General features: G+C 62.4%; 14 protein-coding genes. 6 read left to right on the forward strand and 8 right to left on the reverse strand.

Translation table 11 applies throughout. The features are described from left to right. The first annotated feature begins 75 nt into the window (after positions 1-75). Both ACFYOW_RS16280 and ACFYOW_RS16285 read left to right on the forward strand, forming a co-directional pair. Positions 76-681, forward strand: coding sequence for a TetR family transcriptional regulator (locus ACFYOW_RS16280; protein ID WP_387288560.1), 606 nt, complete (start codon positions 76-78; stop codon positions 679-681). A 344-nt stretch (positions 682-1,025) separates the two neighbouring features. Then, positions 1,026-2,024 carry an NADP-dependent oxidoreductase gene (locus ACFYOW_RS16285; RefSeq protein WP_387288562.1) on the forward strand — a complete coding sequence of 333 codons (999 nt, stop codon included), beginning with the start codon at positions 1,026-1,028 and terminating at the stop codon, positions 2,022-2,024. 226 nt (positions 2,025-2,250) lie between these two features. Here the strand turns inward: ACFYOW_RS16285 and ACFYOW_RS16290 are convergent, their stop codons facing one another. The 6 genes from ACFYOW_RS16290 to ACFYOW_RS16315 form a co-directional block, all read right to left on the reverse strand. Continuing rightward, positions 2,251-3,138 carry a TIGR03854 family LLM class F420-dependent oxidoreductase gene (locus ACFYOW_RS16290; protein WP_387288564.1) on the reverse strand — a complete coding sequence of 296 codons (888 nt, stop codon included), beginning with the start codon at positions 3,136-3,138 and terminating at the stop codon, positions 2,251-2,253. 2,195 nt (positions 3,139-5,333) lie between these two features. Next, positions 5,334-5,531 (reverse strand): hypothetical protein, encoded by a 198-nt coding sequence (locus tag ACFYOW_RS16295; RefSeq protein WP_387288838.1) that lies wholly within the window; start codon positions 5,529-5,531, stop codon positions 5,334-5,336. Between the two features lie 73 nt (positions 5,532-5,604). After that, positions 5,605-6,108, reverse strand: a complete 504-nt coding sequence (locus ACFYOW_RS16300; RefSeq protein WP_387288566.1) for an ISAs1 family transposase — start codon at positions 6,106-6,108, stop codon at positions 5,605-5,607. Between the two features lie 56 nt (positions 6,109-6,164). Continuing rightward, positions 6,165-6,461 (reverse strand): transposase family protein, encoded by a 297-nt coding sequence (locus ACFYOW_RS16305; RefSeq protein WP_387288840.1) that lies wholly within the window; start codon positions 6,459-6,461, stop codon positions 6,165-6,167. 1,049 nt (positions 6,462-7,510) lie between these two features. Further along, positions 7,511-10,129, reverse strand: coding sequence for an NAD-dependent epimerase/dehydratase family protein (locus ACFYOW_RS16310; RefSeq protein WP_387288568.1), 2,619 nt, complete (start codon positions 10,127-10,129; stop codon positions 7,511-7,513). A 72-nt stretch (positions 10,130-10,201) separates the two neighbouring features. Further along, positions 10,202-11,020: a hypothetical protein gene (locus ACFYOW_RS16315; protein WP_387288570.1), complete on the reverse strand. Its 819-nt coding sequence runs from the start codon at positions 11,018-11,020 to the stop codon at positions 10,202-10,204. Positions 11,021-11,265: 245 nt separating this feature from the next. Between ACFYOW_RS16315 and ACFYOW_RS16320 the strand changes: the two genes are divergently transcribed. Beyond that, positions 11,266-11,895, forward strand: a complete 630-nt coding sequence (locus ACFYOW_RS16320; protein ID WP_387288572.1) for a TetR/AcrR family transcriptional regulator — start codon at positions 11,266-11,268, stop codon at positions 11,893-11,895. A 499-nt stretch (positions 11,896-12,394) separates the two neighbouring features. Here ACFYOW_RS16320 and ACFYOW_RS16325 read toward each other — a convergent pair whose 3' ends face one another. Beyond that, on the reverse strand, positions 12,395-13,384 hold the full coding sequence (locus tag ACFYOW_RS16325; RefSeq protein ID WP_387288574.1) for an ABC transporter ATP-binding protein: 990 nt from the start codon (positions 13,382-13,384) through the stop codon (positions 12,395-12,397). A gap of 582 nt (positions 13,385-13,966) precedes the next feature. Between ACFYOW_RS16325 and ACFYOW_RS16330 the strand changes: the two genes are divergently transcribed. The 3 genes from ACFYOW_RS16330 to fdxA all read left to right on the forward strand — a co-directional run bounded on the left by ACFYOW_RS16330 (position 13,967) and on the right by fdxA (position 16,978). Next, positions 13,967-14,587: a hypothetical protein gene (locus ACFYOW_RS16330; protein ID WP_387288576.1), complete on the forward strand. Its 621-nt coding sequence runs from the start codon at positions 13,967-13,969 to the stop codon at positions 14,585-14,587. Between the two features lie 394 nt (positions 14,588-14,981). After that, positions 14,982-16,538 (forward strand): hypothetical protein, encoded by a 1,557-nt coding sequence (locus ACFYOW_RS16335; protein WP_387288578.1) that lies wholly within the window; start codon positions 14,982-14,984, stop codon positions 16,536-16,538. 113 nt (positions 16,539-16,651) lie between these two features. Continuing rightward, positions 16,652-16,978 (forward strand): ferredoxin, encoded by a 327-nt coding sequence (gene fdxA, locus ACFYOW_RS16340; protein WP_387288842.1) that lies wholly within the window; start codon positions 16,652-16,654, stop codon positions 16,976-16,978. A gap of 97 nt (positions 16,979-17,075) precedes the next feature. Here the strand turns inward: fdxA and ACFYOW_RS16345 are convergent, their stop codons facing one another. Next, entirely contained in the window at positions 17,076-18,617 is a 1,542-nt protein-coding gene (locus ACFYOW_RS16345) for a hypothetical protein (protein WP_387288580.1), read from the reverse strand. Between the last annotated feature and the right edge of the window lie 95 nt (positions 18,618-18,712).

The following is an 18,712-nucleotide window of genomic DNA, read 5'->3' on the forward strand; positions in this document are numbered from 1 at the left end:
ATTGAATTACGGTCATACTATTATGATCGTAATGTAATGTCGATAGGGACACTGAACCCGAACGGAGCACCGCCCATGGTCAGGTACGCCGCTGATCACAAGGACGCGACGCGACGACGGCTGATCGATGCCGCCGCACGCAGGTTCAAGCGCGACGGTCTCGACGGGTCGGGCATCGCATCCCTGGTCGCAGACGCCGGGTTGACCAACGGCGCGTTCTACGGGCACTTCACCTCGAAGGGCGATCTCGTCGCGAGCGTCGTCGCGGATCAGCTCGCGGCCCAGCGCGCGATGATCGAGGCGATGCCCGACGGGCCTGCTGGGTTGGAGCGCTTCATTCGCGAGTACCTGTCCCCGGCCCATCGCGATGACCGAGAAAACGGGTGCCCGTCGGCGGCGCTGCTGGACGAGATCGGCCGCTGCGACATGCAGATCCGTGACGCCTACACGACCGGCATGCGGTCCATCCTCGCCCTCATCGCACACCGCCTGGACCCCGACGACCCCGAGGCTTCCTACGATCGAGCGACAGGGCTGTTCACCGCACTGATCTGCACCTTGCAGCTCGCCCGTGCGCTCACCGATCGCGAACTCTCCGATCGCGTCCTCGCCGCCGGCCTCACCAACGCCCTGGCCCTGGCCCAGCCCCCGACAACCCCCTCGGGCTCACCACGACAGTAAGGACGGAAGCACCGATGAAGGCATTCGTGGTCGACCACTACGGCGAGGACGGACTCGCGCCCGCCGACATCCCCACCCCGACACCGGGCCTCGGGCGAAATCATGGCGCCACAAGACCTCGTTCGCAAGGTATTCGACGCTGTCGAGGCGGACGAGTATGAAGTGATCGCCGACGAACTCAACGCAAACGTGAAAGCGGGCCTGAGCGCCCCAATCGAAGCTTGTACCCCCAACTCGCGGGCGGCCCAAAGCCGTAAGCAGAGCTCTGGCCGAGGCCAGCTCGACGCCCCTCCCCGGAAGCCCACTGCGCTCGCTAGCGAGCACCACCACTAAGGAGATTGTCCATGCGTGCGTTTCAAGTGACCAAATACAAGCAACCCATCAGGCTGACCGAGGTCCCCGAGCCATCCCTCGGCCCGAATGACGTCCTCGTCAAGGTCGAGGCGGCGGGCCTCAACCAGTTCGACGAGAAGATCCGCACGGGCGAGTTCAAGGCGCTCGTTCCCGATCGCCCTCCCTTCACCCTCGGCAACGATGTCGCGGGCACCGTGGTGGCCGTCGGTCGTAACGTCACCTCGTACGCCGTGGGCGACGAGATCTGGTCACGTCCACGCGTCAGTCGCATGGGCACGTTCGCCGAGCGAGTGGCCATCGACCAGGCTGACGTGTCCCACCGACCCACCAGCATCTCGATGGAGGAAGCAGGAGGGCTACCCCTCGTCGCTCTGACAGCCTGGCAAGCACTCGTCGAGATCGGACACCTGCAAGCGGGCCAGAAAGTCCTCATCCACGCCGGCACAGGCGGCGTGGGCACCGTCGCGATCCAACTCGCCAAGCACCTGGGGGCGACCGTAGCCACCACAGTCAGCGGCTCCAACGTTGAGTTCGCGCGCGAGCTCGGCGCCGATGTCGTGGTGGACTACCGAACCCAGCGGTTCGAGGACCTCCTCAAGGACTACGACCTGGTTGTCGATGGCGTCGGGACCGAGAGCGTGCTGAGGTCGGTGAGCGTGGTGAAGCCCGGCGGCAAGGTCATCGGAATCGCCGGACCGCCGACTCCGGCTTTCGCCTCCGCCGTCGACCTCAACGCCGTGCTGCGCCTGGTGTTCTGGGTCCTCAGCGCGAAGGTGCGCCGAGCCGCGAAGCGCCGCGGCGTGACCTATGACTTCCTCTACATGCACGCCAGCGGTGAACAGTTGGCCCAGTTGGCCGAACTCGTAGATGCGGGAATCATCCGACCGGTCGTGGGCGCCTCGATCCCCTTCACCGAACTGCCCAACGCCCTCGGGAGGATCGGCACCGACGGCACCCGCGGCAAAACCGTCATGACCATGACCTCCTGAGCCATCTCACGGGCGGCCTCGGCCTGTCTCAACTCGGTGCGGGCACTGGCCAAAACAGCTGCGACAGAAGGCATATCGACAGATGGCCGGAAATGGCATCGGGCATCCAACCGAAACCGTATGTCGGGGCGGCAACTTCAGTCGGTAGTTCCCCGGGGCCCGAAATCGCTTGGCGGCCACGCGAACCCTGGCTACGCGCTGGCCTGCCGACCCTACGGGTAGTCGATCAAACGACGGTTTCCCGTGGCATCAATTCGGCAAGGAATCGATCGATGAATTCGTCGTATGGTTGCCGAGCTGCCGGTTGCACAACGAATTTGGTGAGGCCCGCGTCAAGATAGCCGTCGACCAGGCGGTGCAGGTCCGACCAGTTGGCAGCGATCAGGTCGGCGGGGTTGAGCTCGGGTCTGCGATGCCTGATCGCTGCCGTCAGGTCCGCCGGGATATCGCCCGCGGCGACCATGAGATTGATGCCGAAATGGTCGGGTTCAATTTCTCGGCCCACCTCGGCGGCCGACGCCTCGATCGCCTCTCGGCCGCGCTTGGCCTCGCCTGGGGTCAGGAAACTACCGAGCCAGCCGTCGCCTAAACGGCCGATGCGTCGAAACGCGGCCGGGGCGGAACCGCCCAGCCAGATATCGAGCGGTCGAGCCGGGCGCGGGCCGATGGTCGCGTCACTTACCGCGAAGAACTCGCCGGTGAATGCCACATCGTCGTTGTCGAGCACCGAACGCAGCAGTCGCAGCGATTCGTCGAATACCGCGCCCCGCTTGCCTTTCGGCACCCCGAAGAGCTCACGTTCGTTGAGCCGCGCCGCCTGCAACCCGAAAACCGGTAACACTCGTTTGGGCGCCAGGGCGGCGAGCGATATCAGTTGTTTCGCGACCAGAACGGGATGACGTCCAGGCAAGATCGCCACCGACGTACCCACCTTCAGGCGCGTAGTTCGTGAGAGTGCGAAAGCCATGCCGACGACGGGGTCGACCGAGTCGGAGTAGATGAGCTCGGACAACCACAGCGAATCCACGCCAGTCGCCTCGAGCCGATCCACGATTCCAGCGAGCTCCCCGGGACTGGTGCCCGAACCCAATCCGACGCCGAAACGAACCTTCATCGCATACTCCTCCACCTGTGCCCTCGACGGTGCCAACCGGAGCCAACGCCCGATCCATTCCCGGTGCAGCTTGTGCCGCACATCACTCTCGAGCGTGCCAGTTCTCCGGTGGCAGACAACTGCCATCGGAGTTCAGTCGCCGAGGACTGGCGCGGCCGGATGACGTTGCCGCAGCAGCGGATCTTGCTACCGAAAGCGCTCGCGAACACGCATGCGGCGAGTCTATGAAGAGTGCACAGAAGCCCCATTTAAGCAATCGAACTCAATGTCTCCGCAGGTCGAGGCGTGTGGTCAGCGCATGTGTCCCCCTCCCGACTCGAACCCCACAAATGAGGTTTGGGCAGTCCGTTGGTTGTGGCTGTAGCGCAACGGCTGGAGAGGCTCTCGCTCGGTTTGCTGCCGTGCTCGGTGCCGTTGGGCGTAAATAGCGCAGTGCGGTGAATCGGCATTCGTCGGGTATCTCCTACGCATTGCAGCGCCGGAACCCTCGCCAGGACGGTGTGTAGAGCTTTCCACTGCCCGGACCTCCGAGAGGTCGGCCTCGACGTACAGGCAAGATGGCACCGCTTGAACCACCTGTCGGTCGGACCATCCCGAGATCGCCCCACACCCCTCTCAGCTACTATCCGCCCGAAGATGAGACTCATTGCGGCACAATGAGTACCGCCTGGCGGCGCAAACAACCCGCTTGACTGCTACCTGATGGCGACCTACATTGATGACGCCTCTAACACGAATCTGCGTCATTGATGACGGAGATTCGTGATCAAGTCCCCTCTTGCGCACAGACCAACGACATCGGTGCCACTTTTGCCTGCCATCTCCGAGATCGGTCAGGGCGCAGCCACCACGGGCAACGACCCCAACCTCGATGCGCTGATCTTGCGGTTGCATATCGAGACGGCATGTCGTCGAGGCGGGGCGCTGGCGTTGCCTCCGCACGATCGGGATCCGACGCTTCCGTGAAGCATCCCTGATGACGACGGTGATGACAGGGAGCCGAATCCGAGCGGCGAGCCTGTTGACATAACGGCGTTGAACGTGGCGCCGAACGCGCCCTGTCTGAGCGCGAAAGACCCGCGCCGTGATAGAGCGGTCTTTGTACTCAGACACATCGCCGCGGCGCCGTCGGCGGGCGCCGCGAAGTGCGTACTCGATCCTGATATGTAAAGCTGCGGCCGCGTTGGCCCTCTCGTCGCTGACATGTATTGCGTCAACTGGTGCGACGGGAGCGAGTCCGGTCTGACTCGAGTCGACGGCGGATCCGGAATCGACACAGTCCCGTGGAGCGAGCCGAGCGCCCGGTGCGGAGAAACCGCGCCGCTCGTGCCACCACTTCCTGATCTACGGTTCCTTTGCGATCCGGTTCTGCTGCCCTTGTTGTGCACACCCTGCGGGCCCTTTGGACTTTGCCGCGAACCACCCGATTTTCGTAGCGGTCGCTGCGCTTCAAGTCCCGGTGCGATCGGCACCCGGCCTTGGAATGCACTTCAACCGTAGGGCTTCTCGTCTCTGAGCCCACCTCCGTCTCATCGCATCAACGCCCGCGATCCGCGCCACGCTCGAGACCGATCGGTGGACGGTAGGCGGGCCAGACTCCCCCGCGACACTAACGCCCCACCCGAATCGTCCACCCTCGAGCGGCTTTTGCTCGGTCATGCCATACCCGCAGAGTCGGCACATGGGTGCAGGGTATACGCCTCTTGGCCCGCCATAGCCCCATCCCGGCAACGACACCCACCCCTCAGGCTCAGCATTCACAGCAGCCGTCACCCGAAGATTTCCTCGGGGTTAGAGCGCGCCACACTCTTCCAGAAAAGGCTCGCTCGCCTACCTCTAGGCAAGCTGGAGGGTTGAAAAACGCCGAGCAGAGGCGGGAAAACCGCCTCTGACCTGGTCGGGCTGACAGGATTTGAACCTGCGACCACCTGACACAGGTTCTAGTTTTCTGGATAGGTCTCAACAATGCCGAAAAGCACTGGTAGACCGAGTATTTCATGATCCACACACCCTCAACATGACCTGAGATATCCCGTAGATTCCGGATGAAAGTGTGAGATTTTGGTGAGATCAGCAAATGCATGCGATTGCCTACCGACGATCCGCGCCCAGCCGCCCGCTGAGTCGCCGCATTAGGGTCAGGCATCCTCCCATCGAGGGCCGACCGGCCTAACAGGGCCCCGGCAAAGTCCCTTTTAGCAACTCCTGAGCAGTTCCAAGGGTCGTTGGTGCAGGTAGGAGTGGTAGCGGAGACCGTGGGCGATGTTGTGATGGCCGCCTATGCGTAACAGACCGATCGTTGTGTTCCGCAAAGTGGCCATCACTTGCGCTCCGGCGCCGGTGCGGACCCGGGACCGGTCCTCGTCGAAGGTGACATCGCGGACGCAGTGCACACGGTTCTCGATGTGCCAATGCCCACGCAACCAGGCCGCTATCTGTCGGGGCGTGGCCTCGGCCGGTGAGAGACTAGTAATGGCGTAGATGGTGGCGCTCTGGAATTTCCGGGTCTTGGCATCGACGCGGCGGCGGGTGATTTTCAACGCCGGCCTGGCGCCGGGGAACTTGATGCCGCCCGCGGATCGCGAGGGCTTTGAGGGTGCGGGTTTCCTCGCGGCCGTGTCTGCGCGAGCGGGTGCGGTCGTGGGTGCGCACCGAATGCCACGGCAGTTTCTTCAACGCCTTGCGCAATTTCGGTTGATTGTCCTTCACCGTCAGCAGGTAATGCCCACCCAGATCGGTGATGTAGGTCGCGGTGTCGCGGTTGGTGTGCAACGCATCAGCGGTGATGATCACCCCGTCGATGTCGATTCCCGCCAAAAGCTCACGCAGCATTGGGATTTCGTTGGTTTTGATATCCACACCGATCTGCCCCAGGATCACGCCCAAATGTTGGCAGACACCCGAAAGCAGATGGATCGGCCGACCCTCACCATCGCGGGCGCCGCGCAATGATTTCCCGTCGAAGGACACCACCTCCCCGCCCACGCCTGCCCGCGGTCTTGCGCCACATCCATTCCCCGATCACCTTATCGAAAGCGTCCGCATCCAGGGCTTGCAGGAACCGGCGGATCGTCGATTCTCCTCGGCCCAGAACCCTCGAACCCCAGCTGCGAGACCACCGGCGCGGGCGCCTCAGCGACCCACTGACCGATCGCGGTCAACGACCGCGCACCCGCCACCACCGCCGCCAACGCGGCCGCCAGAATCGCTCGCGCCGAATACCGCACACCCCGGCGAGCCCGCGGATCGGCCACCCCTGCCAGCAAATCCAGCAAACTCACAACACCAGGCAAAAGAACCGATTCACCACCCTCCCAAGACATCTCGACGGCAGGGACATGAATGGGCGATGATGACACGGGCACGGCAGAACTCCGGATGTGACGCACTTGTGGAAGAGGCGATCTTCTCGAGTGCTGCCGTGTCCACCCATCATTTCCTGCCTGGCGTGTCGGACAAATCGAACACAAAACCGCAGGTCAGGCCTCGTGCGCGGACTTTGCCGGAACCCTGGGCATACAGCGTTGGCCAGACCGTCTGCGTGTCGATCTTCCGACACACCGAACAAAATCAGAGCCAGTGAATATCTAGCAAAACACCGAGGGCTTGAGCTGATCAACGCGCGGGCGCCGTCCAGAGACTCCAGTACCCGATAGCAGCTCGAATTCCCGGCGATGATGCTCCAGTTTCGGTTTGCCAGGCCAGATGAGGAACCGCTATCACGTCACGTCACGTCACGGTGCGCCGGGCGACGGAGCTCGGGCACCTGATTCTCTGCAATCGCCGTCGGCGGGTGCGGGGTCTCCGGGCTGTTAGGAGCCATCACTCAGTAGGACGGTGGTGCCAGGCGGGTTCCTCGAACAGTCCGACGACCATTGGCAGCGTTCGTTCGACTCGGTTCTGACGGTGACCATACGTATGTGCAGGGCGGTCATACCGCTCATGCTCGAGATCGGACAGGGTGCCACATTCAATACCTCCGCCATGTCGATCCGACACTATCGATGTTGGCCCACTACTCGTCCCAGAAGATCGCACTCGCTCATTTGATGAGAACCTCGCAAAGGAGTTCGGGCCCAAAGGGATACGTGTCGACAATACGAGCAAACACAGTAAAGCCGGGCATGATCGAGTCCGAGGGTGTGCGAAATCGCAAGGCCCGAGAAGATGGCGGCTGAAGGCTGGACCAGCGACGAAGAGTTCTTCGAATACGTGAACCACAAATACGATTCGTGCACATTCAACAGCCGCCTCGGACAGCCGGACGAAGTCGCTGCACAGCCGACACGTCCTCGCGAGCAGCCATCAGACCGCAAGGCAGATGGATGTGGCTGTTATCCAGTGCGAGAACTGATGGCGGCCGGTGGGCCAGTCAACCCAGAACTCGGATCGTGCCCGCGGTTCCGTCAACCTCGACGAACTGCCCGTTCTGCAGCGTGCTGAAGGCATTCACGGTGCCCACTACGGCAGGAATCGAGAATTCTCTGGCCACGATCGAGGCATGCGACATTACGCCGCCGATGTCGGTGACTATTGCGGCGGCCATGCCGAAGAACGGCGTCCATCCGGTGTCCGTTACCTGCGCTACAAGTACTTCACCGGGCTCGAGTTCATCGTCGGCGCTGCTCAGGCGTCGCACTCGTCCTCTGGCGAGGCCTGGCGACGCGCCGATCCCGGTCAGTGTGCCATCCTCGACTCGGCCGGTCTCGGACACCAACGCCAGCGGTTGAGTAAATCGCACAGGGAATGGTGTGGTGGCCAACCGGTCTCGCTCAGCGCGCCGCCGCACGACAGTCTCACGATGATCACCCCCGGTGAACAGTTCGTCCTTGGTCAGATAATGCACATCCCCGGGTGCACCGATCGTGCCGCGCTGAGCGAGCCGCGCACCCCACTCGCGGACGGCGATACGCAGCTGATGAGTCATAAGCGTGACCCCATCGCGGCAGCGTTCCCGTCGGCCGATGGCTGCGATCGCACTTTTCGCGAGCATCCGGCCGACCGGACCATTAGGAAGGCGGCCGGGCGTCATAATGGCCGCGGAGCGCATCGAGCCAGCTACCGCGCGCAACAGCAAGTGGGGTGCGTCCGCGAAGACGTTGTTCGACAATTCGGTTTCCCCGGGGCCACGATGTCCGCAGACGGCCAGGAGATCACGAACCTGTTCGCTCAACTGCGGCGCCTCGCGCTGCAGATCCACCCACGTTTGTGCGGTGACGTCATCGGAAAGCAGCTTGGTGGCGACCGGGTCGTCCTTGGCTGCATGCGCTAAGCGCCGGACGCCATCAAGCAGCCGCGCACTCGGCAGGGATTCGGCTCCGCTTTGCAATGCGGTGACCGCGGCGGTGCCATAACGTCGCTCCAGCATCGCCGTCGGCGCGCTCACCAAGAACGTGCACAGATTACCGACCTGCCAGCTCCGAAGCGTGTCGTCCCATAGCAATTCGATTCGTGCCTGCAGCCGCTCGTCGGACAGCGCGGGTGTCTGCAACGACTGCTCGGCGAGTTCTGCCGCACGTGCGGTTACCCGGGAGACCTCGTCATCCAGGCCCGCTAGGCGTGGGCCTGCCACGGCAGCGAACTCGAGATACCCGACGACGTCGCGGATACTGGGGCGTGGGCGGACGTATCCTTCGGGATACGGCAGGCCATTGACCTGATGCTCGAAATCGGCAACTGTCTGTCCCGGTACCGAGACAACCATGTCACGCAACACACTGGTGTTCTGGTACAGACGATGCCCGAAAATGCCGAGCTGACGCTGCCGTACATTGTCGCGAATGGTCTCGTTCAACGGCAGAACGCGGGCGACCAGATCGGCACTGCTGAACAGAAGTTCCTTACAAAGTTGCAGCGACAGTGGAGTCAACGGGCCGGGAAACGCCTCGGCGAGGTTCGCGCATGTCCAATCCGGATAGTCCGGATCGCCGAATCGACTGTCGAACTCGCCCGCCACCGACTCATCGATAAGTTCGATCGCATTTCCAGCTCGGTCGCTCGCCGCACGCGCCGGCATCTCGGCTCGGTCGAGGCGCTTGAATTTGCGCATCTCCTTCATACCGAGAACGTGATAGCTCGTCGACGTCCGGCCCTGGTCACTGATCGCTTCTGCCGACGACCAGGCCAGCTGAAACCCGAATTCTTCTTTCAGCCGGGTGGTGTCGGCCAGCGGCCAATACCTCCAGATATCGAAAAGTTCCGGAGCCGATCGTGCGGCCGGAATCAGCTTCGCGGCTGTCCGAGTCATCGCGGTGATAAGCGACGGCGGGGTGGGAAGCACCCGCCTGTTGGCCAGTCCGGCAACTTCTGCCCAGGTCAGCGTGTCGGCCGGGCTCAAATTGACCGCGCCGGTGGCGGTCGAAGTGCATGCTGCGGCGAAGAAACGCCCAACATCGTCCTGATGCACCATCTGGATGCGTGCGCCGCCGAGGCTTGGGATGAACGGTTGCCGGTACACGTTGGCCGGGGCGTTGTGTGCATCCCGTCCGACGACCACCGTGGGACGAACCCGCACCGCCTCAACACCGGATTCGACGATGATTTCCTCGGCCTTGGCCTTGTGCCATTCGTAGACCAGCCCGTAGGCGGGGTCGAGTTGTTCGTCCTCACGCCAAGGCTGCGGGTGGCTGGGGTGACTGCCATAGGCAGTAATCGATGAGGCGAAGACCAACCGGCTGCACCCGGTCTTTTCCATTGCAGCTATGACGTTCCTGGTACCGCCGAGATTGATTGGTTCCGCGGCCTCGTGTGTCACCGATCCGCTGAGTACCCAAGCCAGATGGACGACGGCGTCACAGTCACGCATCGCCGCCGCCACCGAACCCACATCTCGGATATCTCCCCGAAAGAACGTCGCACTCTTGGACAGCATTGGTGGCTCATGCCTGGCAAACACGACGACATCATGGCTGTTCCTTATCAACCACTTTGTGGTCGCAATACCGAAGGCTCCAGTTCCTCCGGTGACCAGAACACAACCATTCCCGCTCACAGTAATTCCGTTCTTTTGGCTATCGACGTTGACGCCGGTATTCAACTGACTTGGATTGTGCGAAGTGAGGAATTACTTCACATCGTCGAAAGCGGGAATCTTGCTCTCCCGCAGACGGTCGCCGAATGTCTCGAGCCAGCTGAATCCGAGGCGCACCTGACGGTCGTCGCCAGCCCGGCGAGTGTGGCCAGCCTGCGCACGGTACCCGCCCCAGCGCGCAGCCGAAAACTCGGACAGCCGCCCACCCTTTTCGAGTTCGAACGTCCATTCCTCGCCAGTCGATGCTTTCCAGCGAGCCCGCCCAGCCCAATCCTCGTCGAGTAGATCGACACCACCCCGCACACCGCTGTCCATCACGACGGCACCGCTGGAATCGCAGATGCCGGCAAAATTGAAGCCATTACGCCCCAGGCACAGGTGCCCCCATTCGACCGAGCCATCTTCGTATTCGTTGGCGAACGCCTCCCAGCCCAGCTGCAGGTCCTTGAAGACCCGGAATTCCTTCCAGTCGTGGCCCGATGGCCAGTAGCCGTGGTCATAGAAGACGAATCCCTCGACGTCGTCGCCGAGGACCGAGCCATTGACCTTGTAAAGCTCGCTGACGTAGAGAATGGGCTCCCGCTCATCGGGCGCATAGATCTGCACGCCCGGGCCGACCAGCGAGCCACGCAGATTGAGAATGTCGTTCTCTGTCCACTCGAATGCGCCTGGCGACACCTCGAACCGGAATGCACCACCGGACTCACCGACCTTTTCCATCAGCGCACCGTGTAGGAGAACGCGATCGTCACTGAACGCGCGCTTTACCTCACCGCGAACGGTGTTGGCCGACACCGGCTCAATGCTCACCTGGCCGTCGCGAGCGTTCATGAGCCACAAGCCCGCCGTCATCGGACCGATGAACTTCCGCTCGAAGACGTGCAGAGTGCCATCGGCCTCGCGCCATCCGCCGTAGAGGTAGAGCACCTGTTCGGTCAATCCGAAATATGTATTGAAGGGATGGTGAACCGCGAGGCCAGGCTCGTAAGCCGAAGTCAGGGTGCGGTGCTGGAACGATCCGATTGGGGCAGCCATGGAGAGACCTTTCGAATGCTAGACAGCATGTCTAGCATTCAATTTAGCCTATGATAGACAGCGTGTCTAGCATTCAGAAGGGCCCCACCGCCAAACAGCGGCAGAAGAGTGCGACCAGGGAGCAGTTGATGCTGGCCGCCAGGCGATGTGTGGGCAAACAGGGATACGCTCGGACGACGATCGAGCAGATCGCCCGCGAAGCAGGCTCGAGTCGGCCCAACTTCTACTTACACTTCTCCAGCAAGGCCGACCTTGCGCGCGCGATAGTCGAGGACCTACGCCAGCGCTCAACTGCCCTGATGCCGATAATCGGACCCGACTCTCTCGTCCACGAGACGCTCGTTCACGCGGTGCGGGGTTGGATCGCCATGTACCGCAACGAAGTCGACGCATTTCAACTCTGGCATGAGGCATCCTCGATCGAACCAGGCATCGAAGCCGCCATCGAGAGCAGTCGTTCGGAGCTGATGCAGCGACTCTTCGGCGGCATACCGGAGTGGGAATCCGTCGACGCGGCCGCGCGCGCCGACGTCGTCGTATCGACGATGTTCCTGCTGCTGGATCGCGTCTGCTATGCCTGGCTGGTGTCAGGCTGGCCGATGCAGGAAGAGCATATCGTCGACGAGGTCGTGCGATCGTGGGAGGACTATTACATTCCTCGGTTGCGCGAATTGATGAAGGAAATACACTGAGCGCCCGAACCATCTTGCAACGTCGACCGCGGTACCTCAACCACCGATACCCGAGTCAGCAGGTGACCGGGGCGCCCGCACAACGCATCCACTGTCGGCCATTCTTCGAACTCGTCGTGCGCCTGCTCGGCAGCCCAGGCCGCGATCTGCACCTTGGAAGGGGATGTCGGCTGCCATCACACATAGAATCGACCTGGCGCGAGTTGATTGGGGCGCGCGGCTCGGCGGTTCGGGTGCATCGCGCCGCGCCGAACCGCGATCCGCATGCCGGCCGCCCTGCCGTCTCCGCCACCGGCCCAAAACGGAAGTTTTGTCGACCACTCGTCGGCCCTGGCGATCATCTCTAGGCCGCCTGCGCCATCAAGGCACGCTGGCCTGGTTCCGAAATGCCGAGACATGAAGTGCATACGGACTCAGAAACTTCCCGCAGGACCGCTGGAGGGTGTGGCCGCCGAGCAGGCCTCGGCGGCCACACCCAGTATGTGTTCCAACTCAGGACTCAGCCGACCAACTCGATGTCCATACTGTTTCGGATGGCCCTCTGCGCGGCTGGGGGCAGGGTGTGCATAATTTCGCGGACGCGCGCCTGGCGGCGAAGCACCGCCTGGCGCACCGGCATACCGGGAGTGGCCCGCATCTGCGGAATAATCCCCTCGACCTCTTCAGTGCCACCATGATGGTGTCCGGCGTCGACGAGGGCCTGCTCGCGCGCCATCTGCGCCTCGTCCTTCTCCTCCGACATACCGATCGGACCGATCATCCGACCGTTGAGGAACTGCTTGACCACCGGCTCCTCCGAGGTCAACAACACCTCACGCGGACCGAACATCACCAGCGAACGCCGGAACAGCATCCCGATGTTGTCGGGCACCGTCCGCGCCAGGTTGATGTTGTGGGTCACGATCAGGATCGTCGCGTCGATCTGGGCGTTGATATCGATCAGCAACTGCGACAGATACGAGGTACGCACCGGGTCCAGACCCGAGTCGGGCTCGTCGACCAGGATGATCTGCGGGTCCAACACCAGCGCACGGGCCAGACCGGCACGCTTGCGCATACCACCGGAGATCTCACCGGGCAGCTTGCCCTCCGCGCCCAGCAGACCGGTCAGCTCGAGCTTCTCCATCACGATCTTCTTGATCTCGGACTCGGACTTCTTCGTGTGCTCACGCAACGGGAACGCCACATTGTCGAACAGATTCATCGAGCCGAACAGGGCACCGTCCTGGAACAACACACCGAACAGCTTGCGGATTTCGTAGAGCTCCTTATTGGAGCAGGTGGTGATATCGGTGCCGTCGATGAAGATCGAACCGCGCTCCGGGCGCAGCAGACCGATCAACGACTTCAAAAACACCGACTTACCGGTACCCGAGGGGCCGAGCAGCGCGCTGACCTCACCCGAGGGCAACGTCAAACTCACATCGTCCCAGATCTTCTGCGAACCAAACGACTTGGCCAAGTCGGCCGTACGCACTTCGATACCCACTGCGGCCTCCTCGAGGGTCGATTTTCATGCTGCGATGCGCGCTGCGGGAGTGCGCCTGTGAGGTGCCTCGTCGTCACTCACAGTAGACAGCGCTGAACATTAATGGAACTAGGTTATCTAATTTTCTGGGCGTTCGGTACCGTTTCAACAGGACATACCGAGCGAGAACACCAAAAACCTCCGGAACTGCATCCAACGCATCTTGCCGTAGCGCACACCTAGCTACTAACCTAGTTATACTAATCATACCGAAGGGCTGAGATGGCTTGCTGCACCGCGCTCTTGTATGCGCTGTCATGGATCGCACGGCTGTGCTCACGGACACCGAACCCCGCCCGACCAGCCAGCCAGGTTCCCCAACGCCGCGTCCTCGTGCTCGTGATCGCAGGCGTCGAGTTGGCCATTTCTGTCTTGATTGCCAAGCTGCTCGTTCCGGGTTCTCTGTCAACCAAAACGGCGGCCATGCCAGGTATGGCAATGCCAGGCGTGCAAGGGCCGCACCACCATGCGGCGATGGAAGGTCCGGCATCTGCTTCACATCCACACGTCGGCGGATGGGTCGTGGCGGTACTGTGCAGCTGCGTGGTCGGGATCGCAGTCACCATCGCGGCCGACCGACAGATCGGCTGGCGCGCCGCGACGGTCGCACTGCCAGCGTTTGCAATCGCCCAACTGGTTGCGCTGAGCAATCCGAGTTCACACGCGGTCCGGATGGGAATCATCGAGTTCTACGCATTGGCAGTACCACTGATTGCCGCATGGTTGGTCTACCGGCAATCCGCGCGCGCCGATTCCGCCCGTAGCACGAGTGCGCTGGTACTCGTCGGTGGCGTGGGTAGCGGTCTCGCGCTGTGGTACTGGCACTCACAGTGGGCCATACCCGTCGACGCGCCGATCGGCAGTGCCCTCTTTCCCACCAGCATGCTGGTCCCGGGCCTCATGTTCTGGATGGCCCTCTGGCAGCGGCCCACGCTCACGACAATCGGATATCTAGCCGGACTGTTGGCCGCGATGGAATCGTCCACGATCCTCGCGTTGGTCCTGATTCTCGACCCGAGCGCGCTTTCGGTCGGCAGGACGGACGGCGTCCTCGCCGGTCTGATCATGTTCGCCGCGGATGTTATCGCCATGGCCCTACTTCTGAAACGCCAAGGAACACAGTGGAATCCGCTCGGTCGCCTACCGACGCCACTCCCTATTTGACCAACTCGCTTCATCGGAAGGAAATGTTGTGCAAGAAGTCGAAGACTCGCAGCGCACGGGTGTCTTCGCACCCACCAGCTCTGGAAGATCGACCAGAAAGAGCAAACGTCGGGCCGCCATCGCCTACCTTGTGCTCGCGGCCGCCGGTGCACTGGCCGTGGCGATCGGTTCGCCGAGCGTGCAGGTTTTCGGCGCGGGAACCTGGGTGCCCGGCGGTGGGTTCCTGGCGGCAGGAGGCTGGGTTCTCGTCCTGTTCCCGCTGACACTCATACTGTTCGCAGTCAGCTTCGTCGCGTGGTTCGGCGCCGGCATGGTCATCGCACCCGTTGGCCTGTGGGTCGCGACGGCGCTCATAGCCGTTCCCTTGGCCGACGGAAATGTCTGGATGCCAGGGGTGTGGCTCGCCGCCGGTTCCGTCGGAGCTGTGGTCGTGACGTCACGGGCGCTGACGTTCAAACGGGCGCGCGCGGCAGCGGTTCGGCGCGCCGAACGTAATGCCTACCTGCCGGAAGTCCTCACACAAGTTCGGGCACGAGCGGCGGCCGCCGATGAGGCACCCTCCGCTCCGCGGGAGATGTCGCCGGACGACTTGGCTCATCTCCGATATGCCTTCGACATCGCGCTCATGCCCTATGGTGATTTCTCCCGCTACTCGAAAATCGATCAGTTTCAGCCAGCGGCAATCCGTTACCAGATCAACCAGCTCGGCTACACGCTGACGATGAGCCAGGCAGAGTTCACGCCCAACTTCCGCGGCTACCTCGACCGTGCACAGCGCCAGCTCATCGAGCTGTACCTGCATCGCAAGGTCTGGCAGTACTGGCGGTACGAAAACGCGTGGGGCAACTTCAGCCTGAACCCCGACCCCGCCATCAAGGACAACATCATGCTGACCGGCTATTACGGTCTGCAGGTTGCGCTGTATACGGGGCAGACCGGAGACACCCGTTACTGTGAGCCGGGCGCACTCACCTTCAAGCTCGACGATAAGCGGGGGTTTCCACACAACCTCGACAGCATCGTTCGAAACATCAAGGACAACTTCGAGCATCAAGAATTCCTGCTCTACCCGTGTGAACCCAACTGGATCTACACCGGCTGCAACTTCCGGGGCCTGAATGCTCTCGCAGCCCACGACCGAGCATTCGGAACCAGGTGGGAGGTGGATATCCGCAACGACTTCCGCGAGCGGATGCGGGAGGAGTTCATCACGCCCGACGGCACCATGATCGCTCTGCGCTCGGCGTACACCGGCCTCACTGTCCCCTTCCCGGTACCGGACTCCACTGTGGCAATGGCCCTCAATCCGTCGTATCCGGATCTGGCAGAACAGTATTGGGCGTTCGTGCGCCGGGAAGTCATCGAGAGTGGCGACCAGCCCATCAACGTGGAATCGGATAGCAAAGGCATCGATGCGGGCAACTACAAACAGGACCGCGAAGGTTGGTGGCCCTACCTGCTGATTGCGGCCAATGAAATGGGCGACTACGAGGTCGCGGCGGAGGTGTTGCGCAAACTCGATGCCCACGAACGTCGTTCGATCGACGCGTCAGGAGTACTCAGCTACGGTTTCTCACCGCTGACCGAGGCGACTCTTATCCAAGCCAGGCTGATGCGGCGCAATTCGTGGCGGAATGTACTGACGCAGCCTCCGGCCCCCGCAGCACTGCACGGTCCGGTTCTGGACACCGCCGACTATCCCGAAGTTCTTGTGGCCCAGGCGATCAGCTCAGGCGACGACCTGAACCTTGTCGTGTACCCCGGTACTACCACAGGCTCACGGACGCTACAGTTCGGTCGGCTCGTCGCCCACGGCGAGTACCGGGTTATCACGAACGGCGCATTCCAAGAAATCATCAGAGCAGACGCCAGCGGTGCCGCAGCCGCGAACATCTCGCTCACCGGAAGGATGGCCGTACGGCTCGAGCCAGCCTCTGATCGGCTCGGCTGAAGCGAATCTGAAGTACGCCTCGACGAACACGGCCTGGCGACCAGGCCGTGTTCGGAAAGTGGGCGCGGGCGGTCGACCTAGTACTTGAACTGCGCTCAGGTGTGATCGCGACCATTGGTGGTCGGGTAGATGGGGAAAGAGCAGGTCCGTACGGGCGCAAAGCGTGCATCGAAGAATGCCCCGTCGACTGCATCTACGAGGGCGGCCGCATGCTGTACATCCATCCTGACGAGTGCGTCGACTGCGGTGCCTGCGAACCTGTCTGCCAAGTCGAGGCGATCTTCTTCGAAGAAGACACCCCGAATCAGTGGAGCAATTACGTCAACGCGAATGCCGAATTCTTCGACGACCTGGGATCGCCGGGCGGCGCGACCAAGACCGGCATGGTCGATTACGATCCGTCGTTCATCGTCGGACGACCGCTGAAACAGCCCGAGTAGAAGAGCGCGAAGGCATTGCCGTCCATGGCCGCTCGACCAGCCATTGATGCTGGTCGAGCGGCCTTGGACTTCGCAATTCGCTGAGTGCTATGGCATTTCAGACTGGCTGCACATGCACGGGCGTGCGGCCGCTTATGTGGACTGTCATCCTTGCGCTGCCAGTCTGGTCCGCGTTGATGTCGAAAACACGGCCCGGTGTGGTGACGCGGTAGGTCCGGCCAGCTTGAAGGCGCTCGACTAGTAATGCGGTGTCGCTCTCCAACATCGCACGCGGCGCCGGATGGAGTATGAGCTCGAGGTCGTGCCCGTCGCTTACGGCACGCGCGACCATGGCCTCGTCGTACTGCACGTCGACCAGGACGGGGCCGGAGAGGGTGGTCGGCGAGACCGGCTGCGTGATCAGTGCAGACCAGTCACCGGGGCGATTGACCAGAGCGTGCGCCGCGATCGTGTTGCCGAAGGTCGAGCCGATCGCGTAGTTGCGCGAACCGTCCTTCTCGACGGGCTGATTTAACCGCTCGATTGCCTCGAAGGCGGCATTCGCCACGTCCATATCACCGAGCTCGACGGCGGCGAAAGCCAGCATCGCGCGGCACCACAGCCCGGTATTCCGGTAATTTCCTGGGTCGGCCATCATGGGTTTCTCGAGATACCGCACGAGTCCCCCGCCTTCGAGTTGCAACACCTCGCGACACAAAACGGCCCACACCGTCTCCGCCAGTTGCGGATAGATCGGCCGCACCCATCCTGCGGCTTGAGCGAGCGTGGCCCCTGTGCTCGCCGGCGGCCCGAACCCGAGGTGGTCGGAGCGAAACGGCACGAGATCACCCGCAGGATTCATGAACTCCTCCCGCAGCCCGCGCAGGAACGGCTCCCTGAGCGCCGGCAAGTAGTTCGTCCCGAACGCGGCGTCATACGATGCGACACTGTTGATCCCGTAGAAATTGCACGCGCCGTAGGTCCAGTTCGGCTCGCACGGGAACAGCGTGTGATCAGCCCGTTCGAAGTTCTCCAGCAGCGAGCGATTGAAGGATGCGGCACCATGCCGATATTTCTGCTTCGAATTCCCGAGCCTGAACTCGAGCGCCTCGGTGCCTGCGAATCGTTTACTTCCGGTCGTCGCGCTGTAGGTGTTCAGACAGATCCCCGACCATCCGGTGAACATGATGTTCTCACTCGCCGCAGGGTCATAGCGCAGGCTGAGCCGACCCCATAGTCGCTCCAGTCGCCAGTATCCCCAGACCTTCGGCTCGGCAAGCTTCTCGATCAGGTTCTCCTGCGCTCGCGACATGTAGCCGTGAAAGTTCGGAACGTAGTGCCGTTGCACCTGCGCGAGGGCGTACTGCGCGTGATTGATCTGATATCGCAGCGCCGAGGGCTGGAACTGCTCGATGATGTCGAAGCCCTTGTAATCTCCGACTGGTTGGAGACCAAGGTCCAGCAGCCAACGAACGTGCGATAGCTGGCGCTCATCGAGTTCGCCCACACCCACTGCGTCGGGCACACGTCGCTCACTGAACGCTGCGACCTCGGTGGGGAGATACGCCTCTCGTTCGGTGCGCTGCCGGCGGGCTTTCAGCACTGCTCGCCGCTTCAGCAGCGCCGCGAGCATCGCGCACAGCGCGACGATCCCGGCCACGGCGGCGGCCGGCAAATTCCCGGGACGGGGATCCCCGGCAGACCACCCCGCAGCCACTCCGGCGCCGACCAACCAGACCGCGATGGGGGCAATAA

The sequence above is a fragment of the Nocardia sp. NPDC006982 genome (genome assembly GCF_042869435.1).
Lineage (GTDB): Bacteria > Actinomycetota > Actinomycetes > Mycobacteriales > Mycobacteriaceae > Nocardia.